This window comes from Streptomyces sp. NPDC046261, from assembly GCF_040646235.1.
In the GTDB taxonomy this organism is placed as follows: Bacteria; Actinomycetota; Actinomycetes; order Streptomycetales; family Streptomycetaceae; genus Streptomyces.
The window spans coordinates 1-24,315 of sequence record NZ_JBEYZU010000001.1; the positions used below are offsets into that span (position 1 = coordinate 1).

Annotated in this window: 20 protein-coding genes; 17 read left to right on the top strand and 3 right to left on the bottom strand. The window is 73.1% G+C overall.

Annotated features, from left to right (window positions below):
• The first annotated feature begins 274 nt into the window (after positions 1-274).
• A complete protein-coding gene (locus ABZ956_RS00005) occupies positions 275-2,101 on the top strand; it encodes a DUF6350 family protein (RefSeq protein WP_361884697.1) in 1,827 nt (608 codons plus the stop codon).
• Between the two features lie 374 nt (positions 2,102-2,475).
• Here ABZ956_RS00005 and ABZ956_RS00010 read toward each other — a convergent pair whose 3' ends face one another.
• The gene (locus ABZ956_RS00010) at positions 2,476-3,249 is read right to left on the bottom strand and encodes a hypothetical protein (RefSeq protein WP_361884699.1); all 774 of its coding nucleotides are present in this window, start codon (positions 3,247-3,249) and stop codon (positions 2,476-2,478) included.
• A gap of 250 nt (positions 3,250-3,499) precedes the next feature.
• Here ABZ956_RS00010 and purN point away from each other — a divergent pair, with 250 nt between their 5' ends.
• Positions 3,500-4,126 (top strand): phosphoribosylglycinamide formyltransferase, encoded by a 627-nt coding sequence (gene purN, locus ABZ956_RS00015; protein WP_361884701.1) that lies wholly within the window; start codon positions 3,500-3,502, stop codon positions 4,124-4,126.
• Entirely contained in the window at positions 4,123-5,721 is a 1,599-nt protein-coding gene (gene purH, locus ABZ956_RS00020; protein ID WP_361884703.1) for a bifunctional phosphoribosylaminoimidazolecarboxamide formyltransferase/IMP cyclohydrolase, read from the top strand. The genes purN and purH overlap by 4 nt, the downstream gene beginning before the upstream one ends.
• A 46-nt stretch (positions 5,722-5,767) precedes the next feature.
• Here purH and ABZ956_RS00025 read toward each other — a convergent pair whose 3' ends face one another.
• A complete protein-coding gene (locus ABZ956_RS00025; protein ID WP_361884705.1) occupies positions 5,768-6,406 on the bottom strand; it encodes an RDD family protein in 639 nt (212 codons plus the stop codon).
• A gap of 174 nt (positions 6,407-6,580) precedes the next feature.
• Between ABZ956_RS00025 and ABZ956_RS00030 the strand changes: the two genes are divergently transcribed.
• The 3 genes from ABZ956_RS00030 to ABZ956_RS00040 all read left to right on the top strand — a co-directional run bounded on the left by ABZ956_RS00030 (position 6,581) and on the right by ABZ956_RS00040 (position 9,478).
• Positions 6,581-7,450: a bifunctional methylenetetrahydrofolate dehydrogenase/methenyltetrahydrofolate cyclohydrolase gene (locus ABZ956_RS00030; RefSeq protein ID WP_361884707.1), complete on the top strand. Its 870-nt coding sequence runs from the start codon at positions 6,581-6,583 to the stop codon at positions 7,448-7,450.
• Positions 7,440-8,069 (top strand): DUF3017 domain-containing protein, encoded by a 630-nt coding sequence (locus ABZ956_RS00035; RefSeq protein WP_361884709.1) that lies wholly within the window; start codon positions 7,440-7,442, stop codon positions 8,067-8,069. Before ABZ956_RS00030 ends, ABZ956_RS00035 begins: the two co-directional genes overlap by 11 nt.
• A gap of 191 nt (positions 8,070-8,260) precedes the next feature.
• On the top strand, positions 8,261-9,478 hold the full coding sequence (locus tag ABZ956_RS00040) for an NADP-dependent isocitrate dehydrogenase (RefSeq protein ID WP_361884711.1): 1,218 nt from the start codon (positions 8,261-8,263) through the stop codon (positions 9,476-9,478).
• A 120-nt stretch (positions 9,479-9,598) separates the two neighbouring features.
• On the opposite strand, the gene ABZ956_RS00045 is transcribed toward ABZ956_RS00040, so the two are convergent.
• Complete coding sequence (locus ABZ956_RS00045; protein WP_361884713.1) at positions 9,599-10,000, bottom strand: peptidoglycan-binding domain-containing protein; 402 nt, start codon at positions 9,998-10,000, stop codon at positions 9,599-9,601.
• A gap of 355 nt (positions 10,001-10,355) precedes the next feature.
• On the opposite strand from ABZ956_RS00045, the gene ABZ956_RS00050 reads away from it, so the two are divergent.
• The 11 genes from ABZ956_RS00050 to ABZ956_RS00100 all read left to right on the top strand — a co-directional run bounded on the left by ABZ956_RS00050 (position 10,356) and on the right by ABZ956_RS00100 (position 24,314).
• On the top strand, positions 10,356-11,081 hold the full coding sequence (locus ABZ956_RS00050) for a helix-turn-helix domain-containing protein (protein ID WP_361884715.1): 726 nt from the start codon (positions 10,356-10,358) through the stop codon (positions 11,079-11,081).
• The gene (locus tag ABZ956_RS00055; RefSeq protein ID WP_361884717.1) at positions 11,078-11,965 is read left to right on the top strand and encodes a helix-turn-helix domain-containing protein; all 888 of its coding nucleotides are present in this window, start codon (positions 11,078-11,080) and stop codon (positions 11,963-11,965) included. Before ABZ956_RS00050 ends, ABZ956_RS00055 begins: the two co-directional genes overlap by 4 nt.
• Before the next feature lie 501 nt (positions 11,966-12,466).
• Entirely contained in the window at positions 12,467-13,546 is a 1,080-nt protein-coding gene (locus ABZ956_RS00060; RefSeq protein ID WP_361884719.1) for a DUF2690 domain-containing protein, read from the top strand.
• A 168-nt stretch (positions 13,547-13,714) separates the two neighbouring features.
• The gene (locus ABZ956_RS00065; protein ID WP_361884721.1) at positions 13,715-14,704 is read left to right on the top strand and encodes a malate dehydrogenase; all 990 of its coding nucleotides are present in this window, start codon (positions 13,715-13,717) and stop codon (positions 14,702-14,704) included.
• 315 nt (positions 14,705-15,019) lie between these two features.
• On the top strand, positions 15,020-16,537 hold the full coding sequence (locus ABZ956_RS00070) for a hypothetical protein (protein ID WP_361884723.1): 1,518 nt from the start codon (positions 15,020-15,022) through the stop codon (positions 16,535-16,537).
• Positions 16,534-17,076 carry a hypothetical protein gene (locus tag ABZ956_RS00075; protein WP_361884725.1) on the top strand — a complete coding sequence of 181 codons (543 nt, stop codon included), beginning with the start codon at positions 16,534-16,536 and terminating at the stop codon, positions 17,074-17,076. Before ABZ956_RS00070 ends, ABZ956_RS00075 begins: the two co-directional genes overlap by 4 nt.
• A gap of 13 nt (positions 17,077-17,089) precedes the next feature.
• A complete protein-coding gene (locus ABZ956_RS00080; protein WP_361884727.1) occupies positions 17,090-17,950 on the top strand; it encodes a hypothetical protein in 861 nt (286 codons plus the stop codon).
• 149 nt (positions 17,951-18,099) lie between these two features.
• Positions 18,100-19,608, top strand: coding sequence for an aldehyde dehydrogenase family protein (locus ABZ956_RS00085; RefSeq protein WP_361884729.1), 1,509 nt, complete (start codon positions 18,100-18,102; stop codon positions 19,606-19,608).
• Positions 19,609-19,684: 76 nt separating this feature from the next.
• Complete coding sequence (locus tag ABZ956_RS00090) at positions 19,685-21,217, top strand: GMC oxidoreductase (protein ID WP_361884731.1); 1,533 nt, start codon at positions 19,685-19,687, stop codon at positions 21,215-21,217.
• Positions 21,218-21,219: 2 nt separating this feature from the next.
• On the top strand, positions 21,220-22,329 hold the full coding sequence (locus tag ABZ956_RS00095) for a glycine betaine/L-proline ABC transporter ATP-binding protein (protein ID WP_361884733.1): 1,110 nt from the start codon (positions 21,220-21,222) through the stop codon (positions 22,327-22,329).
• A complete protein-coding gene (locus ABZ956_RS00100; protein WP_361884735.1) occupies positions 22,326-24,314 on the top strand; it encodes an ABC transporter permease subunit in 1,989 nt (662 codons plus the stop codon). The genes ABZ956_RS00095 and ABZ956_RS00100 overlap by 4 nt, the downstream gene beginning before the upstream one ends.
• Position 24,315: the final 1 nt, after the last annotated feature.

Genomic DNA, 24,315 nt, shown 5'->3' on the forward strand with positions numbered 1-24,315 from the left:
CAAGAACGGCAAAAACCCCGTCGAGACGCTGCTGACCTTCCAGATCGGCTGCGGGGCGAAGGAGGGCGAGCGCGGTGCCTTCGCCTACCTCGGGGCCCACGCCCGTATGCGCCGCAAAACGGTTCATAGGCATATTTCCTGCCATACAAGCGACACGACGGTCAATTGCCAGCTACCGGCAGGAAAGCCGTGTTATTGGCAGCATGGCCCCGTGAGCCAATACGCCGATCACGGTCCGTCGACACCGTCGACGCCGACGCGCCATCGGCCCGCCGTGACCGGGCCGTCGTCCGCGACGAGCACGGTGTTCTTCGGCGGCATGCTGGCCGCCGGGCTGGGGCTGGGCGCCCTCTCCATGGTCGTACTGGCCCTGTGGATCATCTCCCCGTACCCCGACAGCGGCCCGGCGGGCGCGCTGCGCATCGCCGCGGACCTGTGGCTGCTGGCGCACGGCGCGGCGCTCGTCCGCACCGAGACGCTGACGGGCGTGCCCGCGCCGATCGGGCTGACGCCGCTGCTGCTGTCGATCGTGCCCTGCACCCTGCTCTACCGCGCCGCCCGGCACGCGCTCGAGCCCCCCGAGAGCGCCCCGCCGGACATGCCCGGGCCCACGCCCCGCGCCGCGTTCACCGCCATGCTCGGCGGCTATCTGCTGGTGGCGCTGGCCGCGGCGCTGTACGCGTCGTCCGGCCCGGTGCGGGTCGCTCCGCTCAGCGCGCTGCTGCATGTGCCGCTGGTGGCGGCCGGCTTCATCGCCGCCGGCGTGTGGACGGCCGCCGGGCGGCCCGGCCTGCCGGCGCCTCCGCCGGTGCGCCGGGTGGTGCCCGGGGTGGTGCGGCGGTGGTTCACGAAGGCCCGGCTGGCCGTGGTCGTCCGGGCCGCGGCGGCCGCGACCGCGATGCTGCTCGCCGGCGCGATGCTGGTCGTGGCCGTGTCGCTGGCCCTGCACACGGGCGCGGCGCAGGAGGCGTTCGCGCAGCTGGCCCCGCGCTGGTCGGGCCGCGTGGCGGTGGGGCTGCTGAGCGCGGCGCTGCTGCCGAACGCGGTGGTGTGGGCGGCGGCGTACGGGCTCGGGCCCGGGTTCACGGTGGGCGCGGGCGGCCTCGTCGCACCGCTGGGCATGGTGACGGGCCGCCCGATGCTGCCGAGCTTCCCGTTGCTCGCCGCGCTGCCGTCGCCGGGCCGGGCGGGACCGCTCGCCCTGGCGGGCGCGGCCGCGCTGACGGCCGGGGCGGGGATCGCGCTCGCCCGTGCCGCCGTGCCGAAGCGCTCCGCGCGGGTGGGCCGCCGGGAGGCCGCCGCCACCGCGCTGCTGGGCGCGGTGCTGTGCGGCGTGGTGATGACCGTTCTGGCGTACGCGTCCGGGGGCGCGCTCGGCAACGCGGTGCTCGCCGGCTTCGGCCCGTCGTGCTGGCGCACCGGCGCGGCGGCCGCGGGCTGGACGGCGGCGCTCGGCGTACCGGGGGCGCTCGTGGTGCGGTGGCGGCGCGAAGTGGCGGCACTGCGCCCGGAGCGTACGCGGGATGGGGAGGCGGGGAAGGTGCTCAAGGGGTGGCGGCGGCTGGGGTACGCGCTGGGGCTGGCGGTGGGGGAGGGGGATGCCTCCGAGGCCGCCGGGGCCGCAGGGGCCGCCGGCGAACCGGAGAAGAGCGGTGGTGGCTCGTCGCGGTCGTGGTGGCGGGCCGTCGCCGCGTGGTTCGGCTTCGGGGTGCACGGTGCCGTGGGGCTGGCGCCGGAGAAGGTCGCGTACGAACCGGAGATGCTGCCCGTCATGCCGCAGCCGCACGCGTCCCCGGCTCCGGGGCCGGAGCCGCTCGTTCCGGCGCCGAACGTGCCCGAGGGCGCGGCGCGCGGCGGTGACCGGCGCCGCCGGTGGCGGCCGCGCCGGCGCAAGAGCGCCCGCCGCGACAAGCCCCGCCACAAATCGCCGCCCCCGTCACGGGGGCCCGCCTCGCCGGCCCCGTTCGAGGCGTCGTCCACGGACGCCTGGCACGACCCGGCCTCCCGCCAGGTCCGCTGGGCGGCCCTCAAGGACTCGGGCGGCGGCCTCATGCCCGACTTCGAGCCCCGCGACCTCACACTCCCGGGCGACGACCACTGACCCCTCGCCGCGGCCTCGGGACGGGGCCTGGTCTGCCGGTCGGTGCGGCACCGCCGGGCTTCGGCGTGGTGGCTGGTCGCCGTTGCGGCGGGTGTGGTGCGGGCTTTGCCCGTCGCCCGCGCGGGGGTGATGTCGCCTTTGGTTGCGGCGGGGGCGCCGGGCTTCGCCGTGGTGGCTGGTCGCCGTCGCGGCGGGTGTGGTGCGGGCTTTGCCCGCTGCCCGCGTGGGGGTGGTGTCGCCGCCGCATGCGATGAGGCGCCGGGCCCGCTCTGGCGGTTGGTTCGGCACCGCCGGGCTTCGGCGTGGTGGCTGGCCGCCGTTGCGGCGGGTGTGGTGCGGGCTTTGCCCGCTGCCCGCCCGACGGGTGCCGTGTCTCAGTCCTGCGTGCCCAGCAAGGGGCGGAGCTGCTTCGGGAGGTGGTTTTCGCAGGCTTGGCGGGAGGTTTGGGTCAGGGCGTCGTCCACGCAGGTGTAGTACTCGCGGTAGACGAGGTGGAAGGCGAACGTCGCGGCCACGATGGCCAGGGCCAGGCCGCCGGTGACCAGGCCGCTGACGGCCGCCGTCGTCTGGGGGCGGAAGCCGCCGGGGGGCGGGGTCGGGGCCGGGACGTCCGGGTCGTGCGGGCGGGGCTTGGCCTTGGCGCGCAGGGAGCTGACGCCCCAGTAGACGGACAGGGCGCCCAGGAGCAGCGCCACCTGCGGGATGCTGAAGAGGGCGAAGAAGAAGCCCCACATGCCGGCGAGCAGCGCATAGCGGGCGCGCCGCTGGGCCGGGTCCGTCGGGTCCCAGCGCAGGCCGTTCGGGCCGCCGGGGCCGCCCGGGGGGTTCGGGCCGCCGGGGCCGTCCCCGCCGCCGAAGCCGCCGTCGTGCCGGCCGGGCTGCCGGCTGCTCCACTGGCTGCCCCACACCGGGGGCTGCTCGCCCTGGCCGTCCTCGCCCCCGCCCTCGCCGTTCCCGGAAGGCCGCTGCGGCTCCTGGGGCTGCCGTGGCTGCCAGGGCCGGTCCGGCTGCCCCTCGGGCGGTGCGGCGAAGGGGTTGTCCCGCTGCTCCTCCGCGGGGGCAGACGACGGCGCCCGGCGCTCGCGCAGCGCAGGGGCCGCCGCGGGCAGCGGGAGGCGGTGAGCCGCGTGGCGGCGTCGGTCCGGCATGTGGAGTGTGTCTTCCCCTTGTGTTGTCGTCCTGCACCTCGAGCCTACGGCGACGCGCCCCGAATTCCCGCGTCGTCGTCCGGTCCCGTCCCGACGCTACCTCCCGTGCGCGCCCCCGTCCCGTGGGGGCGGTTCGGTGTGCCGGTATCGTTGCTGGCGGTCGACGGGTTCGTAGAGTCCCCCGTATTCGGCGACCCCTCGGTCTCGTACGACCATACAAACCGCACCACCCGCGAGAAAGGGCCCCACTGTGGCTGCCCCTGCCCGCCCCGCCCGCATCGTCGTGCTCGTCTCCGGTTCGGGCACCAACCTGCAGGCCCTGCTGGACGCGATCGCCGCCGACCCGGACGGCTACGGCGCCCGCGTCGTGGCCGTCGGCGCCGACCGGGACGGCATCGCCGGGCTGGAGCGCGCCGAGCGCGCCGGGCTGCCGACGTTCGTGTGCCGGGTCAAGGATCACGCCGGCCGGGACGCCTGGGACCGGGCGCTGGCCGAGGCGACGGCCGCGTACGAGCCGGACCTGGTGGTCTCCGCGGGCTTCATGAAGATCCTGGGGAAGGAATTCCTCGCGCGGTTCGGCGGGCGGATCGTCAACACCCACCCCGCCCTGCTGCCCAGCTTTCCCGGCGCCCACGGCGTCCGCGACGCGCTCGCGTACGGCGTGAAGGTCACCGGGTGCACCGTCCATTTCGTCGACGAAGGCGTCGACACCGGCCCGATCATCGCCCAGGGAGTGGTCGAGGTCGGGGACGGGGACGACGAAGCCGCTCTGCATGAGCGGATCAAGGAAGTCGAGCGACAGCTGCTCGTCGAAGTCGTGGGGCGTCTGGCCCGGCACGGCTATCGCATTGAGGGACGAAAGGTACGGATCTCGTGACCGCCGAAGGTACGACCTCCGCAGGTACGCACTCCGAGGGCACGCAGCGGCCCATCCGCCGGGCGCTGATCAGCGTCTACGACAAGGCGGGGCTGGAAGAGCTGGCCCGTGGTCTCCACGACGCCGGCGTCGAGCTCGTCTCCACCGGTTCGACGGCCGCCCGGATCGCGGCCGCCGGCGTCCCGGTCACCAAGGTCGAGGAGCTGACCGGCTTCCCCGAGTGCCTGGACGGCCGGGTCAAGACCCTGCACCCGCGCGTGCACGCCGGCATCCTCGCCGACCAGCGGCTCGAGGCGCACCGCGGGCAACTCGACGAGCTGGGCGTGCGCCCCTTCGAGCTGGTGGTCGTCAACCTCTACCCGTTCCGGGAGACCGTCGCCTCGGGCGCCTCGCCCGACGAGTGCGTCGAGCAGATCGACATCGGCGGCCCGTCCATGGTCCGCGCCGCCGCCAAGAACCACCCCTCCGTCGCGGTGGTCGTCAACCCCGACCGCTACGACGACGTGCTCAAGGCCGTCGCGGACGGCGGCTTCGACCTCGCCACGCGCAAGCGCCTGGCCGCCGAGGCGTTCCGGCACACCGCCGCGTACGACGTGGCGGTGGCCAACTGGTTCGCGGCCGGCTACGCGGCCGACGAGGAGGGCAAGGGCTTCCCGGCCTTCGCCGGCGCCACCTACGAGCGCAAGAACGTGCTGCGCTACGGCGAGAACCCGCACCAGCCCGCCGCGCTGTACGTCAGCGGGGGCGGCGGCCTCGCCGACGCCGAGCAGCTGCACGGCAAGGAGATGTCGTACAACAACTACGTGGACACCGAGGCCGCCCGCCGCGCCGCCCACGACCACGGTGACCTGCCCTGCGTGGCGATCATCAAGCACGCCAACCCGTGCGGCATCGCTGTCGGTTCCGACGTCGCCGAGGCGCACCGCAAGGCGCACGCCTGTGACCCGCTGTCCGCCTTCGGCGGCGTGATCGCCGTCAACCGGCCGGTGTCGGTGGCGCTGGCCGAGCAGGTCGCCGAGATCTTCACCGAGGTCATCGTGGCCCCGGACTACGAGGACGGCGCCGTCGAGGTGCTGGCCCGCAAGAAGAACATCCGGGTGCTGCGCTGCCCCGACGCGCCGCACCAGCCGCTGGAGGGCCGTCCGATCGAGGGCGGCATGCTGCTCCAGGCCAAGGACCGGCTGCAGGCCGAGGGCGACGACCCGGCCAACTGGACGCTCGCCACGGGCGCGGCGCTCTCCGCCGATGAGCTGGCCGAGCTGGCCTTCGCCTGGCGGGCCTGCCGGGCGGTGAAGTCCAACGCCATCCTGCTGGCCAAGGACGGCGCGACCGTCGGCGTCGGCATGGGCCAGGTCAACCGCGTCGACTCCGCCAAGCTGGCCGTCCAGCGCGCGGGCGAGGAGCGCGCCCGGGGCTCGTACGCCGCCTCCGACGCCTTCTTCCCCTTCCCGGACGGGCTGGAGGTGCTGACCGCCGCCGGCGTCAAGGCCGTGGTCCAGCCGGGCGGTTCGGTCCGCGATGAGCAGGTCGTGGAGGCCGCTAAGGCCGCCGGCGTGACGATGTACTTCACCGGTACGCGCCACTTCTTCCACTGACGCGGCGAGCCGCGCCCCCTCGGGGGCGCGGCCGCACACGCCGTGCTCAGCGGACGCGGATGACGACCGTACCGATGATCTTGTCGGCGAACGTCTGCTTCTTCTCGTCCCACAGCGGCCACAGGTAGCCGAGGTAGAAGAAGCCGTCGAGGATGTGGCAGAGGTTGCGGACGAACGTCATACCGAAGCCGATCGGCAGTCCGTCCCGCTCGCGCACGACGCTGATGCCGAGCGCCTTCTTGCCGGGCGTCTGACCGGTCTTGCCCTGGCGGTACATCATCCAGAAGCCGAGGAACACGGCGACGAGGAGCGAGACGCCCATCACGGCTATGCCCGGGACGAGCACGGCCGGATCGCTCTCGCAGACGCTCACGCTCTCGTTCGTGGTGGTCACGCAGTCGGCGTTGTCGGCCGCGACGGCCATCATCACCGCTCCCGCGACCACGCCGATGATCGGCAGCAGCGAGCCGATCAGCCCGTCCAGCAGCGTGGCGCCCACGCGCGAGCCCCAGCCCGCCAGCGGGGGCCGCTGCGCGGCGTAGGGGTCCGGCTGCCCGTAGCCGTAGCCCTGCCCCGGCTGTGCGTAGTGGCCGTACGGCTGCTGCTGCTGGGGGAACTGCGGATAGCCCGGGGCGGGCTGCTGCGGGTACCCGGGGTACTGACCGGGCGGGTTCGGATGGGTCACCTGGTGATCCTTCGAGCGGTGGCTGAAAACAAGCGGGGACGGCCGTGGCTGTCACCACGGCGGCGGTCATCGTAGGCATACGGTCGTACCGCCGATCCGCACGTATACCGGCGCGACCGTCACGGGCGCGACCTGAGTGGAACCAACGACACCCGATCCGCGAGGATGGACGACATGACCGCCCAGATTCTCGATGGCAAGGCCACCGCCGCCGCCATCAAGTCCGAACTCACCAGCCGTGTGGAGGCACTGAAGGCCAAGGGCGTCACGCCCGGCCTGGGCACCCTCCTCGTCGGCGAAGACCCCGGCAGCAAGTGGTACGTGGCCGGAAAGCACCGCGACTGCGCACAGGTCGGCATCGGCTCGATCCAGCGCGAGCTGCCCGAGACCGCCACGCAGGAGGAGATCGAGGCGGTCGTCCGCGAGCTGAACGACAACCCCGACTGTACGGGCTACATCGTCCAACTGCCGCTGCCCAAGGGCATCGACACCAACCGCGTCCTGGAGCTGATCGACCCGGCCAAGGACGCCGACGGCCTGCACCCGACGAACCTGGGCCGCCTCGTGCTGAACGAGAAGGCGCCGCTGCCCTGCACCCCCAACGGCATCGTCGAGCTGCTGCGCCGCCACGGCGTGGAGATCAACGGCGCGCACGTCGTCGTCGTGGGCCGCGGCGTCACCGTCGGCCGCTCGATCGGCCTGCTGCTGACCCGTAAGTCCGAGAACGCCACCGTCACCCTCTGCCACACCGGCACCCGTGACCTCTCGGCGCAGCTGCGCCAGGCGGACATCATCGTGGCGGCGGCGGGCGTCGCCCACCTGATCAAGCCGGAGGACGTGAAGCCGGGCGCGGCCGTCCTCGACGTCGGCGTCAGCCGCGACGAGAACGGCAAGATCGTCGGCGATGTCCACCCCGGCGTCGCCGAGGTCGCCGGCTGGATCGCCCCGAACCCGGGCGGCGTGGGCCCGATGACGCGTGCGGAGCTGCTGGTGAACGTCGTGGAGGCCGCCGAGCGTGCTGCCGGAATCGGCGATGCGGGCTGAGTCCGGCACGCCGCTGGACGGCTTCGCCGCATCGGTGAACGGCACGCCGGGAAACGGCACGCCGGGAAACGGCGCGTCCGGAAAGGGCGCGTCCGGAAACGGGGCGCCGGGACGTGACGCGTCGGAACGCGGCGCGTCGGGGCCCGACGCCTCGAAGAACGGGGCGCGGGCGAACGGCGCCGCGCGCCCCGGGCAGACGGACGCCGGCGCGAGCCAGGGCACCGGCTCCGGCACGCCCTCGCGGCGGCCGCCGCGCCTCACGCGGGACACCGCGCGCCCCGAGGGCGGCGGGCGGGCCGCGCCCGGCGACGCGCCGGCGCCCGCGCGTCAGTGGCCCCTGCTGGCGGTGCTGGGGGTCACGGGCCTGGGCCTGCTGATCGTGTCGTTCGACGCCTTCCGGGTGGGGACGATCCTGGTCGGCCTGGCCATGATCGGCGGTGCGGTGCTGCGCTGGGCGCTGCCGGACGTGGGCATGCTGGCCGTGCGGTCACGGTTCACGGACATGTTCACGTACGGCGGGCTGGGGCTGGCGATCGTGCTGCTCGCCCTGATGGCCCAGCCGAACCCGTGGCTGAGGATTCCCTTCCTGGACGACGTCCTGCACTTCACCGTGCAGTGATGCCGCGCGGCGGCGCCGCCCGGCGGGGCGCGTCCCGTGCGGCTGTCCGCCGGGACGGCCCTGGAGTAGCTTGATGTCGAGATTTCCTTCCTCGTCTCCCGGGCCGTCCGCCGTGGGCGCTCCGGGACGGGGAAGGGCCCTGCCTTCCGGTAGGGGGAGACCCCAGCTGCGCGAGAGGGACGTTCCGGCTCATGACCAAGATCAAGGTTGCCCACCCCGTCGTCGAGCTCGACGGCGACGAGATGACCCGCATCATCTGGTCCTTCATCAAGAACCAGCTGATCCTGCCGTACCTGGACATCGAGCTGAAGTACTTCGACCTCGGCATCGAGCACCGTGACGCCACCCACGACCAGGTGACCGTCGACGCGGCCCACGCCATCAAGGAGCACGGCGTCGGCGTCAAGTGCGCCACGATCACGCCGGACGAGGCGCGGGTGGAGGAGTTCGGCCTCAAGGCGATGTACCGCTCGCCGAACGGCACCATCCGCAACATCCTCGGCGGCGTGATCTTCCGTGAGCCCATCATCATGGGCAACGTCCCGCGCCTGGTCCCGGGCTGGACCAAGCCCATCGTCGTCGGCCGTCACGCCTTCGGCGACCAGTACCGCGCCACCGACCTGAAGGTCCCGGGCGAGGGCACCCTGACCATGACCTTCACCCCGAAGGACGGGTCCGAACCGGTCGAGCTCGAGGTCTACGAATTCCCCGGCCCCGGCGTCGCGCTGGCGATGTACAACCTGGACGAGTCCATCCGCGACTTCGCGCGCGCGTCGTTCCGGTACGCCCTGGACCGTGACTATCCCGTCTACATGTCGACCAAGAACACGATCCTCAAGAAGTACGACGGTCGTTTCAAGGACATCTTCCAGGAGGTCTTCGACGCCGAGTTCAGGGCGCGGTTCGAGGCCAGGGGCCTGACGTACGAGCACCGGCTCATCGACGACATGGTCGCCTCGGCGCTGAAGTGGTCGGGCGGCTACGTCTGGGCCTGCAAGAACTACGACGGCGACGTCCAGTCCGACATCGTCGCGCAGGGCTTCGGCTCGCTGGGCCTGATGACGTCCGTCCTGATGTCCCCCGACGGCCGTACGGTCGAGGCCGAGGCCGCGCACGGCACGGTCACCCGCCACTACCGCCAGCACCAGGCCGGCCGGGCGACCTCGACCAACCCGATCGCCTCGATCTTCGCCTGGACCCGGGGCCTGGCCCACCGCGGCAAGCTGGACGGCACGCCCGCGGTCACGGCGTTCGCCCGGGCGCTGGAGCAGGTCTGCGTCGAGACCGTCGAGAGCGGCCGCATGACGAAGGACCTCGCGCTGCTGGTCGGCCCCGAGCAGCCGTGGCTGACGACGGAGCAGTTCCTGGCGGCGCTGGACGAGAACCTGCGGAAGAAGATCGCGGCGTAGGCGTAGGCGCAGGCGTACGCGCACGGGTGACGGCGGCCCGTCCTCTCCCCCGAAGGAGGACGGGCCGCCGTGGCGTTGGCCCCGGCGCCGGGCAAGCCCGGCGCCGGGCCGTTGCCGTGCTTACTTGGCGCGCAGCGCCTTCCAGGTCTTCGGCCCGACCTTTCCGTCGGCCTGGCCCCCGTTGTAGTTCTTCTGGAACCACTTCACCGCGGCGAGGGTGTCCTTGCCGAAGACCCCGTCCACGGCCAGCTTGCCCTTGTAAGCGGTGGTGTACTTGATGAGGGCCTGGACCTCCTTCACCTTGGCGCCGCGGTCGCCGTAGTCGGTGTAGGGGGTGCCCTTGTGGTAGCCGCAGTACCAGCCGATGCCGGCCGTCCGCTTGCACTTCGCGGCGGCGCTGACGGACACCGACTCCTGCGCGGCCGGCTGGGCCGCCTGCGCGGCCGGCGCGATGGCGGCCATGGTGCCACCGACGAAGGCGGCCGAGACGATGCCTGCTGCGACGCGCTTGCGTACGTTCATGGGTTCGGGTTCCTCCCCGTAGTGGTGGCGCGGTGACACGGGGTGGACCGTGTCACCGCCCGGCTTGCAGGACTGACTTTGATGCGCCACATCCGCAACTGCCAGTCAGCCGCCGCTTCTTGGGTCGACGTGGGATGTCCCACCCCCTGACCTGCGGGGACGGCGGGTCCCACGACGTCCCGGTGGGACGGTGGGGCACCCGCGCGGGTGGCCGGAAGTCGCAGCCCCCGTCGGAGGGGGCGGAAATCCGTGCCCCGCGTCGCCATCATGTGCGGCATAGGAGGCTCGTTGCCTCGGGGGTTGTTTGACGCGTATGGGGTGGAACATGCCGCGTTGGAAGGAATTACCTGTCTCGTTGGACGAGCGAGTGCGTCAGCTCGTCGTCCAGCTCCGCAGGCTCAAGGACCGCAGCGGGCTCAGCCTCGCCGCACTGGCGGCCAAGACCTCCTACAGCCGCTCCTCCTGGGAGCGGTACCTCAACGGCAAGCAGCTGCCGCCGGCCGACGCCGTCGAGCAGCTGGCGCTGGTGTGCGGCGCGGACCCGGTCCGGCTGCTGGTGCTGCACGAGGTCGCGGCGGACGCGTGGTCCGAGGAGGCCCCCGCCGGGGAGGCGGGCGCCTTGGACGACGACGCGGAACGGGCGCGGCGCGGCGGGCGGCGGCGGACCTGGGCGCTCGTCGGGGCGGTGATCGCGCTGTCGGTCGCCCTGGTCGCCACGCTGCTGGTCACGCACCCCTGGCGGGAGGACGAGGTCACCTCGTCCGGCGACGGACTCGGCAACGCCCAGGAGCCCTTCGTCTTCGTCAAGGGCCGCTCCCGCCCGTGCGAGGTCAAGCGCAAGGCCGGCGGGCTGACCGCCGGGTACAGCTCGACCCGCACCACGCTGATGGACCTCAAGACCTCGGGCTGGGAGGTCGTGGAGGCCCAGTGCCTGCTGAAGTTCCACCACTTCGACCCCGGCGTCACCGACGGGTCCTACGGCCCGCGGAGCAAGGAGGCGGCCAAGGGCTTCCAGAAGGAGCGTGGCCTGGTCGTCGACGGGGTCGTCGGCCCGGACACCTGGGGGGAGCTGCGCCGGTGAGCACCGCACGACCGCTCCCGGTGGAGTGCGGCCGGCTGGCCGCCGGGCTGCGGGAGCTGAAGGACCGTACGGGGCTGAGCCTGGCCGCGCTCGGCGAGCGCACCCCGTTCAGCAAGTCGTCCTGGGAGCGCTATCTCAACGGCAAGAAGCTGCCGCCGAGGCAGGCGGTGGAGGCGCTGTGCGCGCTGGCGGACGAGCCGCCCGGGCGGCTGCTGGCGCTGTGGGAGCTGGCGGAGCAGGCTTGGAGCGGACGCTCGGCGTCGCCGGTGCCCGAGGTGGCGGAGGAGCTCACGGGGGCGGAGCGGGGTCCCCTCGACGGCCCCGGCCCGTCCGGTACCGGTTCCGCCGTGCGGAAGGTGTTCGGTGGGCGCTCCGCGAGGGCGTACGTCCTGTCCGGCGTCGCCGCTCTCGCGGCGGCCGTCGTCACGGCCGCGCTGCTGGCGTCAGGCGAGGAGGCGTCCGGCGAACAGGAGCCCGGCCGGCCGGGGGCCACGAGCGTCTCCCCGTACGCCCAGCGGTGGGAGCCCGGCTGCAGGGCGGAGCAGTGCGACGGCGAGAACGCCAAGGAGATGGGGTGCGACGTGCCGCCGCCCGCGAACGTCGCTCAGCGGCTGGGAGCCGACGGGCAGCGGGTCGAGCTCCGGCACGGCGAGCGGTGCCAGGCGGTGTGGGTACGGGCGTGGCACCTGCGCCTCGGCGACCGGGTCGAGCTGTCCGTGCCGGGGACGGACGCCAAGCGGCTGGAGGCCGCGAGCACGCAGGACACGATGGACTATCTGGTGACCGTGATGTCGGTGGTGAAGGACCCCCGCAAGGCGCGGGTCTGCCTGCTGCCCGCCGCCGGCCCGCCCGACTGCTTCACTCCGCCCTCGTCCGGCCGGTGAGGTGCCCGGGAGGGACGGGCGCGATTGTCGTATGCCTGTGTCGTATGTCTTTGCGCCTGAGCCGAGTGGGGCGGGCGACATAGGGGTAGTAAAGGGGTGGAAAGAGCCGGCGGCCGGTCCTCCACCCCCGTGGGAGGACGGGCCACCGCTCACCGCCGATGATCATGACCGCGATGAGCCGGATCAAGGGCCGGCGGGCCGCTGTGGCCCGCGTGTGACCGTTCCGGGACCAGGTCCGTTTTCTGTACCGATTTCCCTACCGGGCCGCCCCGCCGTGACGCCGGCCCGTGGCGCGGGGCTCAGGGGCGGGTGGCCGGGCGCGCACCAGGGGCGTGCGCCCAGTGGGCTTGATCAACCCCAAGTGCCACCATGCGCCGCCCTCTTGGGAACTGACATGCTGGTTTCGGGCATCCCCCTGGGTAGCCGGAAGCGAGGCTGTGAAGGGGAAGCGCAGCGACACGGGGATCACCGCCGTACGTACCGGGGGACTAGGGGGAGGCAATGCCTCGTTGGAGGGCGCTACCGGACGAACTCGACCCGCAGGTGCGCGAGTTCGCCGAACAGCTGCGCAGACTCGTCGAGCGCAGCGGGCTGAGCATCGCCGCCGTGGCCGACCGCACCGGTTACAGCAAGACGTCGTGGGAGCGGTACCTCAACGGCCGGCTGCTGCCCCCGCGCGGGGCGGCGGAGGCGCTGGCCGAGGCGACCGGCACCGACGTCGGCCACCTCGGCACGATGTGGGAGCTGGCCGAGCGCGCGTGGAGCCGCTCGGAGCTGCGGCACGACGTGACGATGGAGGCGGTCCGGGTCGCCGAGGCGCGCGCGGCCCTGGGCGAGTTCGGCCCGCCGCCGGGCAGGCGTGGCGGCGGGCGGGAGGAACGGGAGGAACGGGAGGAAGGGGGCCAGGACGAGGGCGGGGCGGCCGGCAAGGTCCGCACCGCGCTGCGCAGCGAGGGGGCCCCGCCGCGGACCGGCCTGCCCCGGCCCCCGTACTCCCCCGACGTACGGGACAGGGCCATCCCCTTCCGGGAGCCCGGGCCGGGCCGGTCGCGCCGCAACACCACGCTGTTCGCCGTCGGCGCCGTGGGCGCCCTGTTCGTCGCCGTCGCCGGCGTGCTGCTGCTCGGTGCGGACGGTGAGGACGGCAAGGTTCCGCAGGGGGCCGTGGCCACGCCCAGCGTGAGCGGCCCGGGCGGGGTGCCCGCCGGGGTGAAGTGCGCCGGGGGCGCGTGTTCCGGCAAGGACCCGGAGGAGATGGGCTGCGGCGGCAAGCACGCCATGACGGCCGGGTCCGCGACCGTCGGCACCTCGTATCTGGAGGTGCGCTACAGCAAGGTCTGCGGGGCCGCCTGGGCCCGTATCACCCAGGCCGTTCCCGGGGACGCGCTGCGCATAAGCGGCACGGGCGCGGGGGCCCGTGCGGAGAGCGGCAGGGTCGAGCGGGGGACGGACGGACACACCCGCATGGTCGAGGTGGGGGAGCCGGGGCAGGTGTCGGCGTGCGCGACGCTGATGTCCGGCCGCAAGGGCTGCACGCTGCCGCGCGCGTCGGCCCCGGTGGTGCCGGGACCCACCGGCTGAGGCGGGCGGGGCGGGCGGGCCCGGTGGGGCGACGGTGAGGCGTCCCACACCGGGTAGGGGGTGCGGGCGGGGCCCGGTCGGATAGCCTGGCGCCGGATCTCTTGACACCAAGAGAGATCCTCCTAAATGGGCAGGGACACCCACCTCAGTTCGCAGCAGGAGATCGCCATGACCCGCACTCCCGTCAATGTCACCGTTACCGGCGCGGCCGGTCAGATCGGCTACGCGCTGCTCTTCCGCATCGCCTCCGGTCACCTCCTCGGCGCGGACGTGCCGGTCAAGCTGCGCCTGCTGGAGATCCCGCAGGGCCTGAAGGCCGCCGAGGGCACCGCCATGGAGCTCGACGACTGCGCGTTCCCGCTGCTGCGCGGCATCGAGATCACCGACGACCCGAACGTCGCCTTCGACGGCGCCAACGTCGCGCTGCTGGTCGGCGCCCGCCCGCGCACCAAGGGCATGGAGCGCGGTGACCTGCTGGAGGCCAACGGCGGCATCTTCAAGCCGCAGGGCAAGGCCATCAACGACCACGCCGCGGACGACATCAAGGTCCTCGTCGTCGGCAACCCGGCCAACACCAACGCCCTCATCGCCCAGGCCGCCGCGCCGGACGTGCCGGCCGAGCGCTTCACCGCGATGACCCGTCTGGACCACAACCGCGCGATCTCGCAGCTGTCGAAGAAGACCGGCGTCGCGGTCTCGGAGATCCGCCGCCTGACGATCTGGGGCAACCACTCCGCCACCCAGTACCCGGACATCTTCCACGCCGAGGTCGCGGGCAAGAACGCCGCCGAGGTCGTCAACGACGAGCAGTGGCTGGCCGACGACTTCATCCCGACCGTCGCCAAGCGCGGTGCCGCGATCATCGAGGCCCGGGGCGCGTCCTCGGCCGCCTCCGCCGCCAACGCCGCCATCGACCACGTCCACACCTGGGTCAACGGCACCGCCGAGGGCGACTGGACCTCCATGGGCATCCCCTCGGACGGCTCCTACGACGTGCCGGCCGGTCTCATCTCGTCCTTCCCCGTCACCTGCAAGGACGGCAAGTACGAGATCGTCCAGGGCCTGGAGATCAACGAGTTCTCCCGCGCCCGCATCGACGCCTCGGTCAAGGAGCTGGCGGAGGAGCGCGACGCCGTCCGCGGCCTCGGCCTGATCTGACCCGTTTCGTCTCATCCGGGACGCCATCCGGCCTCGTCGGCCGGTCGTCGTTCGTACGGGCGTTCCGCAGTACGCCCGTACGCGATGAATTCAGGCCCGTCATCCGCCTCCAGCCGGGGTCGGTGACGGGCCTTCTGGCTTATTCTGGGTTCTTCCGAAAGTACGTCAACTCATGTAATTCGCAGATGAGTTCGACGGATCGGGGGACCCGAATTGAGTCAGTCCGCTCACGGGTCCCCGACAGAGGCCACCCGGTTACTCTGCGCGGGGACCTACCTCGACATCGACTTCCGCCGCCGTGTCATCGAAGAGCTGGTGGAACATGAAGAAAGACCCATCGCCCCCTCCCTGGGCGTGGACGTGGTGCCGGTGCTCACCCACGCGCTGCGCGCCCGCGGCCAGGACACCCTGACCGCGTTACTCCTGCTCGTCCTCTGGACGGGCTTCTTCGCCGTCGACATGGCCTCCGCCCCCGAGGGCGGACCGCCGGTGCCGATCTGGTCGACCGCCTACGCCGTCGTCTGCTTCGTCCACTGGAGCGCACACGCCGCCGCCGGGCGCGGCTCGGCCGCCTACGTCGTCGACAAACGCACCCTCCGCCAGGCCCTGCGGGGCAGCGGCAGCCCCCGCGCGCTGAGCGTCCTGCTCCCCGTGGGCGTCCCCGCGCTGACCCTCGCCTACTGGGTCTTCACCTTCTGGTCCCTGAGCCAGGGCGTGAACAACTGGGTCGGCATCATCTTCCCGCTGCTCCTCGCGGTGCCCGTGTGGATGCACCGCGCCCGGGTGGCCGCCGTGATGCGCGCGGAGCTGGGCCAGGAGACCTTCGCGCACCTGCCCCGGCCGTTCCCCACCTCCACCTACCACCGGCGCATCGCCCAGGCCATCGACCGCGAGCAGTACGCGGGCCTGACCATCTACGACCCGTCCCGGCCCTTCATCGGCATGGGCCTGCCCTACGAGCCCTGGTCCTTCGCCCTGGAGCTCAAGCGGCGCAAGGGCGCGGACACCAGCGGGGGCAGCCTCGCGCCGTTCACCGGCCGGACGATCGTGGAACTGATCCGCCCCCGGCTGGAAGCGCTGCGCCAGGCGGCCGCCGCGACCAGCCGGGACCGGCTGAAGGACCTGGAGATCGAGGAGTTCGTCTATCTGCCGGTCGGCCCGCAGCGGCCCCAGGTCGCCTACGACGACCACACCGTCCGCCGCCACCTGGCCGAGTCCGTCAACGAGGGCGGCGAGGCGCGCCGCTACTTCCTGCGGGTCCGCGTCGGCGCCTGGGACGAACAGGTCGTCGTCTCCGTGCTGGTCCGCGTCCACACCCAGGGCGGCATGCTGGTCCTGGAGGTCGTACCGCACGTACTGACCCCGATCCGGCCGGAGTTCCGGGCCGTCGACGTGATCGCGGCACGCGGCGAGGAGGACCTGCTGCGCGACGGCGTCCGCGCCTTCCTGACCGCGCCGGCCGCCGGCTTCGCCGCGGCGGTCTCCACGGTCCGCTCGGCCGTCTCCGGCTTCCGCACCTGGCTCGCCGACCCACGGCGTGCCGTGCCGGACGGACCGGCCGACTCCGTACGGGAGCTGGCGGCGGCCAAGGAGGTCTCGCTGTTCCAGGAGATGGACGTCAGCCGCTATGTGAAGACGGTCCAGGACCGCATCGCCAGCGGGGTCCGGGACGCGCTGCGCTCCCAGGGCTACGAGACCGACCAGTTCGAGCAGCAGATCGTGCAGATCAGCGAGGGCGGCATCTACATCGGCGCGATGAGCGGCGGCGCGGTCGCCCAGGGCGCCGGTGCCGAGGCCAAGCACCTCACGGGAAGCGGGGGCGGAGGACGATGACGGACGAACGCGACGACAAGCGCACGGACGACGCCGGACGCACGGGCGGCGGCATGTTCATCGGCCGGATGACGGGCGGCGCGGCCGCCTCCGGCAAGGGCTCCCGGGCCGAGGACCGCTCGGAGCGGGCCGGCACACCCGCCCAGGCCGCCGGGCAGGCGGCGCCGGTGAGCGTCCCGGACGGGCTGCGGGTGCCGGAGAGCGGCATGGCCATCCTCGACATGAGCGGCGGCGCGGCCGCCGTCGGCGAGGACGCCGAGGCGGTGGACGCCTCGCGGCGGCTGCTGTCCGTCACGCCCGAGCTGCTCACGGCCGTCCGTGAGCTCAGAGGGGACCTGCCGCGCTTCGCCCGCACCGAGGAGATCGCCGCCCTCGACACGGAGCTGACCGGCCTGGAGGAGGACGCCCGGCAGGACGGACGGACCCGCTCCGGGCGGCTGACCCGGCTGCGCGAGCTGCTCACCGGTGGCGCGACGGTCGTCGGCGGGCTGGCGTCCGCCGCCGCCCTCGTCCAGGCGATCAGCCAGTTACTGGCCTGAGGCGGCGGTACGCATGCGCTACTGGGACGCCGACCTGCAGAAATGGGTGGCCGAACCGCCACCCGGACAGCATGCCCCGCCCTCCGCCCCCGCGGCGGCGGGCCACCCGGACGACGACGGCGACCCCGGGGTGATCCTCGGGCCTCCGCCCCCGCCCGGCACACCGCCCGAGGTCCCCGCCGGGCCCTCGCGCGCCTCGGTCCTCGCCGGTGTCCTGGTCGGCGTGGTGCTGGCGGGCGGCATCGGCACGGGCGTCTGGGCCCTCGTCCGGCACGACGAGGGCGGGCCGGAGGGCGACCGCGGGCTGCCGACCGCCGGCGCCTCGCCCACCCCCGGCCCCACCGCCACCTTCGGCGGCTCGGGAGGGACCACCGGCGGCTACACCTTCGGCCCGCGCCCCACGCCCAGCACCTTCGCGGGCACGGGCTTCCCCACCCGCTTCGTGCGCACCGTGGACCCGGCGGGCTTCCGGCTGGACGTACCGGTGGGCTGGCTGCGCAGCACCGAGCGCACCAGCGTCTTCTACCGGGCCCCGGGCGGCCGCGGCCTCCTGCAGGTGTTCGCCCTCGACCCGCCGCGGGCCACGCCGTACGACTCGCTGGCCGAGACCCAGACGTACGTCTCGCAGTACAAGGGCTACCGCAAGCTGCGGCTCGCCAGCGTCGTCGGCCAGGGGAACCCCGCCGAGCTCGAGTACACCTACACGTACACCGACGGCACCACCCGCCACGTGATCGTCCACGCCTACACCGCACCCGACCGCAAGCAGTACGCCCTGCTGGTGGCCGGGCCCTGGTCCGACCGGTTCACCACGGACCAGATCCTGCGGGCGCTGGTGCGCTCCTTCTGCCCCACGACGTCCTGCGCGAGCTGATCCACCGGGGACAACGCTGAGTGACTCGGGTCACTCTTTGTGAATAAGGAGGCATAGGTTCTCGCCTTCTGGTTATGGGCGTCCCGTTGCCGGTCCGGCCGTCGTGCCGCCCGGTGACGGGACTGTTCAGAACCGGAAGGCAGAGAGTGATGTCGTCAGTCGAGACCATCCACGTCGACGGGGTGTGGCGTGGCGCCGCGTCCGGCGCGCAGCGGGAGGTGCTCGACCCCGCCGACGCCACGATCCTCGCGGTCGTCTCCGAAGGCGGTGCGGACGACACCGACGCGGCCGTCGCCGCCGCCCGCCGCGCGTTCGACGGGGGAGCGGGCCCCTGGCCGCTGACCCCCGTGGCCGAACGGGCCGCACTGCTGCGGCACGTGGCCGAGCTGCTGCAGCGCGACCGCGAGAGCATCGCGCTGACCGAGAGCCGCGACACCGGCAAGACCCTCGAAGAGGGCCGGATCGACGTCGACTGCGTCAGCGACGCCTTCCGTTACTTCGCCGACCTGGTGACGAACGAGGGCGGCGGGCGCGTCGTCGACGCGGGCTCCGCGGACATCCACAGCGTGGTCGTGCACGAGCCGGTCGGCGTCTGCGCGCTGATCACGCCGTGGAACTACCCGCTGCTGCAGGCGAGCTGGAAGATCGCGCCGGCGCTGGCCGCGGGCAACACCTTCGTCATCAAGCCCAGCGAGGTCACCCCGCTGTCGACCGTGCACCTGATCCGGCTCCTCGCCGAGGCGGGCCTGCCCGACGGCGTCGCCAACCTCGTCACCGGTGCCGGCGACCCGGTCGGCGCCCGGCTCGCCGAGCACCCCGACGTCGACCTCGTCTCCTTCACCGGCGGCCTCGCCAGCGGCACCAAGGTGGCCGCGGCCGCCGCGCCCACCGTCAAGAAGGTCGCCCTCGAACTCGGCGGCAAGAACCCCAACGTCGTCTTCGCCGACGCCTGCGCGACCGACGAGGACTTCGACACCGCCGTCGACCAGGCCCTCAACGCCGCCTTCATCCACAGTGGCCAGGTCTGCTCGGCCGGCTCCCGCCTCATCATCGAGGAGTCCGTCCGCGACCGCTTCGTCTCCGAACTCGCCCGCCGCGCCGAGCGGATCAAGCTCGGGCGCGGCACCGAGAAGGGCGTCGAGTGCGGCCCGCTCGTCTCCGCGCAGCAGCTCGCCAAGACCGAGGCGTACGTCGCCTCCGCCCTCGCCGAGGGCGCGGCCCTGCGCTGCGGCGGTACCCGCCCCCGCCCCGCCGAGCACCGCCCGGAGAGCGGCTACTTCTACGCGCCGACCGTCCTGGACCTGTGCCACGGCGAGATGAAGGTCGTCCGCGAGGAGACCTTCGGGCCCATCCTCACCGTCGAGACCTTCCACACCGAGGACGAGGCCGTGGCGCTGGCCAACGACACCGAGTACGGGCTGGCGGGCGCCGTCTGGACGAAGGACGCGGGCCGCGCGCGCCGCGTGGCGGGCCGGCTGCGCCACGGCACGGTGTGGATCAACGACTACCACCCCTACCTCCCGCAGGCCGAATGGGGAGGCTTCGGCAAGTCCGGAGTCGGCCGGGAACTGGGTCCCACGGGTCTTGCCGAGTACCGCGAGGCCAAGCACATTTACCAGAACCTGGACCCGAAGCCGGTGCGCTGGTTCGCGGGCTGAGGCCCCGGCGCCCGACCGCATCCGTCCGCTCGTCAGCGAAGAACATTCCTTGCCGCAGAAGGAGTTCACCCCCATCATGCCTGTCTACGACTACGTCGTCATCGGCGGCGGCACCGCCGGCTCCGTCATCGCCTCCCGCCTCACCGAGGACCCCTCGGTCACCGTCGCCGTCATCGAGGGCGGCCCCACCGACGTCGACCGCGAGGACGTCCTGACCCTGCGCCGCTGGCTCGGCCTGCTCGGCGGCGACCTGGACTACGACTACCCCACCACCGAGCAGCCGCGCGGCAACTCCCACATCCGGCACAGCCGGGCGCGCGTGCTGGGCGGCTGCTCCTCGCACAACACCCTCATCTCCTTCAAGCCGCTGCCCGGCGACTGGGACGAGTGGGCCGAGGCCGGCGCCGAGGGCTGGGACGCGGCGTCGATGGACCCCTACTTCGCCCGGCTGCGCAACAACATCGTGGCCGTGGACGAGAAGGACCGGAACGCCATCGCCCGCGACTTCGTCGAGGCGGCGCGCAAGGCGGTGGGCGTGCCGCGCGTCGAGGGCTTCAACAAGGAGCCGTTCCACGAGGGCGTGGGCTTCTTCGACCTCGCCTACCACCCCGAGAACAACAAGCGTTCCTCCGCCTCGGTCGCCTACCTGCACCCCTTCCTGGACCGCCCCAACCTCCACCTCATGCTGGAGACCTGGGCGTACCGGCTGGAGTTGGCGGGTTCCCGCGCCAAGGGCGTGCACGTGCGCACCAAGGACGGCGAGGAGATCTACGTCGAGGCCGGGCGCGAGGTGCTGGTGTGCGCCGGTGCCGTCGACACCCCGCGGCTGCTGCTGCACTCCGGCATCGGCCCCAAGGCCGACCTCGAGGAGCTCGGCATACCCGTCGTCCACGACCTGCCGGGCGTCGGCGAGAACCTCCTCGACCACCCCGAGTCGGTCATCGTCTGGGAGACCGACGGCCCCATCCCCGAGAACTCGGCGATGGACTCCGACGCGGGCCTGTTCGTGCGCCGCGACCCGGCCTCGAACGGCCCGGACCTGATGTTCCACTTCTACCAGATCCCCTTCACCGACAACCCCGAGCGCCTCGGCTACGAAAAGCCCGAGCACGGCGTGTCGATGACCCCCAACATCCCCAAGCCGCGCAGCCGCGGCCGGCTCTACCTCACCAGCGCCGACCCGGCCGTCAAGCCCGCCCTCGACTTCCGTTACTTCACGGACGAGGAGGACTATGACGCCCGCACCCTCGTCGACGGCATCAAGATCGCCCGTGAGATCGCCCGGGCCGAGCCGCTGGCCGGCTGGCTCAAGCGCGAGGTCTGCCCCGGCCCGGAGGTCACCTCCGACGAGGACATCAGCGAGTACGCCCGCAAGGTCGCGCACACCGTCTACCACCCGGCCGGCACCTGCCGGATGGGTGCCGACGGCGACGAACTCGCCGTCGTGGACCCGCAGTTGCGCATCTGCGGCCTGGAGGGCATCCGCATCGCCGACGCGTCCGTCTTCCCGACGATGCCGGCCGTGAACCCGATGATCGGCGTGCTCATGGTGGGGGAGAAGTGCGCGGAGCTGCTCGCCGAGGCCACGACCCTAGGGGGTGAGGCATAAAGATGCCTACCGTCGATACGAACACAGCGACCGAGCTCACCGAGGCCGCCTCCGCTCCCGCCTCGCCCGTCTTCTCCGTCCGCAACCTGTGGAAGGTCTTCGGGCCGAAGGCCGAGCGCGTCCCGGGCGGCCCGCTGGCCGACCTGACCACCGAGGAACTGCGCGAACGCACCGGCTGCACCGTCGCCGTGCGCGACGTCTCCTTCGACGTCCGCAAGGGCGAGTGCTTCGTGGTCATGGGCCTGTCCGGCTCCGGCAAGTCCACGCTCGTGCGCTGCCTGACCCGCCTGATCGAGCCCACCAGCGGCACCATCGCCATCGACGGCGAGGACGTGTGCGGCATGGACAAGAACGCCCTGCGCGAGCTGCGCCGCCACCGCGCCGCCATGGTCTTCCAGCACTTCGGGCTGCTCCCGCACCGCAGCGTCCTCGACAACGTCGCCTACGGCCTGGAGATCCAGGGCGTCGGCAAGGCCGAACGCCGCGCCACCGCCGCCGCGATGGTCGAGAAGGTGGGCCTCGCCGGCATGGAGGACCGCCGCCCCGCCCAGCTCTCCGGCGGCCAGCAGCAGCGCGTCGGCCTGGCCCGCGCCCTCGCCGCCGACCCCGAAGTCCTCCTCTTCGACGAGCCGTTCAGCGCCCTCGACCCCCTCATCCGCCGCGACATGCAGGAGGAGGTCGTCCGCCTGCACCGCGACGAGGGCCGCACCATGGTCTTCATCACCCACGACCTGAGCGAGGCGCTGCGCGTCGGCGACCGCATCGCGCTGATGCGCGGCGGCCAGGTCGTGCAGTGCGGCACGCCCGAGGAGATCGTCGGCTCCCCGGCCGACGACTACGTACGCGACTTCGTCCGCGACGTGCCCCGCGAGCAGGTCCTGACCGTGCGCCGCGCCATGCGCCCCGTCCGTAACTCCGGCGAGGCCGAGGCCGGGCCCGCCCTCACCCCCGCCACCACCGTCGCCGACGCCATCGAGGCCGTGGCCCGCACGGGCGGCCCGGCCCGCGTGGTGGACGCCGGAAGGTGCCTGGGCATCGTCGACTTCAAGAGCCTGCTGGGCATCGTCGCCGGCCTGGACCGGGTGCAGCCCCTCAAGAAGGCCGTCGCATGAGCAGCGTCACCACCACCGCCCCCGCACAGGCGGCCGCTCCGCCGGGCCCGCTGCGCACCGCCCTGCGGCGCCCGGCAGCCCGTAAGCTCCTGCTGCTCGGCGCGGTCACCGCCGCCCTGGCGCCGTTCGCCACCGCCCACTGGGGCGGCGGCATGTGGCCCTCGCAGCTCACCGTCGGCCTGGATGGCCCGCTCGGCACGGCCAACGACTGGATCATCGACAACCGCGACAGCCACTGGCTGTTCCTGTACTTCTTCGGCCACATCAGCGACGCGATCATCTCCTCGGTACGCGGGGTGTACGTGGTGCTGCTCGCCCTCGGCTGGGCGGGCGTGACCGCGGGCGCCTCCCTGCTGGCCTGGCGCCTGGCCGGCGTACGGGCGGCCGGCACGGCACTGGCCTCGTTCGCCGTGTGCGGGCTGCTGGGCATGTGGGTGCCGACCATGCGCACCCTCGCGCTGATGATCGTCGCCGTCGCGGCGTCGGTCGTCGTCGGCGCCCTGCTCGGCCTCGCGGGCGGCCTGTCCGACCGCATGTTCCGGGCGATGCGCCCGGTCCTGGACACCATGCAGGCCCTGCCGGCCTTCGCCTACCTGCTGCCCGTCGTCCTGGTCTTCGGCATCGGCGTGGCCCCGGCCGTGCTGGCCACCGTCGTCTACGCCGCCCCGCCGATGGCCCGCCTCACCGCGCTCGGCCTGCGCGGCACGGACAAGGGCGTCCTGGAGGCCGTCGACTCCCTCGGCGCCACCGGACGCCAGCGACTGCTGACCGCACGGCTGCCGCTGGCCCGGCGGGAGCTGCTGCTGGGCGTCAACCAGACCATCATGATGGCCCTGTCCATGGCCGTCATCGCCTCCGTCATCGGCGCCGACGGCCTGGGCGACCGCGTCTACCAGGCCCTGTCGACGGTGGACGTCGGCAGCGCCCTGGCGGCAGGCATCCCCATCGTCCTGCTGGCGATAGTCCTGGACCGCTCTGTGGGCAGTGGTGGCCGCAGGTCGTGGGCAGGCGTTCCGCAGGGCGGAACGGGTGGGCACGACCGACCGCGGAGCCGCACCCGAACGGCGGCGATGTGGACGGCGGGCATCGCGGGCGCGGCCGCCCTGGGCCGCATGGCCGGCACGACGTGGCCGGACGGCTGGACGGTCGCCATCGCCGCCCCGGTCAACGACGCCAAGGACTGGATCGTCGACCACCTCTACTCCGGCATCCCCGGCATCGGCGGCACCGCCGACTGGGCCGCCCACTACACCGGCTGGGTCCTCGACCCGCTGCGCGACGGCCTCCAGGCCCTGCCCTGGTGGGGCGCGCTGGCACTCGTCGCCGCCCTGGCCTGGCTCATCGGCACCTGGCGCACCGCCCTGACGGCCGTGCTCTCCCTGGCCGCGATCGGCGTGCTGGGCCGCTGGGAGCCCGCCATGGACACCCTCTCGCAGGTACTGGCGGCCGTCGCCGTCACCCTGGTGCTGGGCTTCGCCGTCGCGGTCGTCGCGGCCCGCAGCCCCCGCGTGGAGCGGCTGCTGCGTCCCGTCCTGGACGTCTGCCAGACCATGCCGCAGTTCGTGTACCTGATCCCGGTCGTCGCCCTCTTCGGCATCGGCCGTGCCCCGGCCGCCGCGGCCGCGATCGTCTACGCGCTGCCCGCCGTCGTCCGCATCGTCAGCCAGGGCCTGCGCCAGGCCGACCCGGCGGCCCTGGAGTCCGCCCGCTCGCTGGGCGCGACGGGCGGCCAGCAGCTGCGCCAGGTCCAGTTCCCCCTGGCCCGGGCGGAGTTGCTGCTGGCCGTCAACCAGGCCGTTGTGCTGGTCCTGTCGGTCGTCATCATCGGCGCCCTCGTCGGCGGCGGCGCGCTCGGCTACGAGGTCGTCTTCGGCCTCGCCCAGGGCGACCTGGCCACGGGCCTGATGGCCGGCACGGCCATCGCCTGCCTGGGGCTGATGCTCGACCGGGTGACACAGCCGACGAAGGCGAAGGAGGCGAACTGAC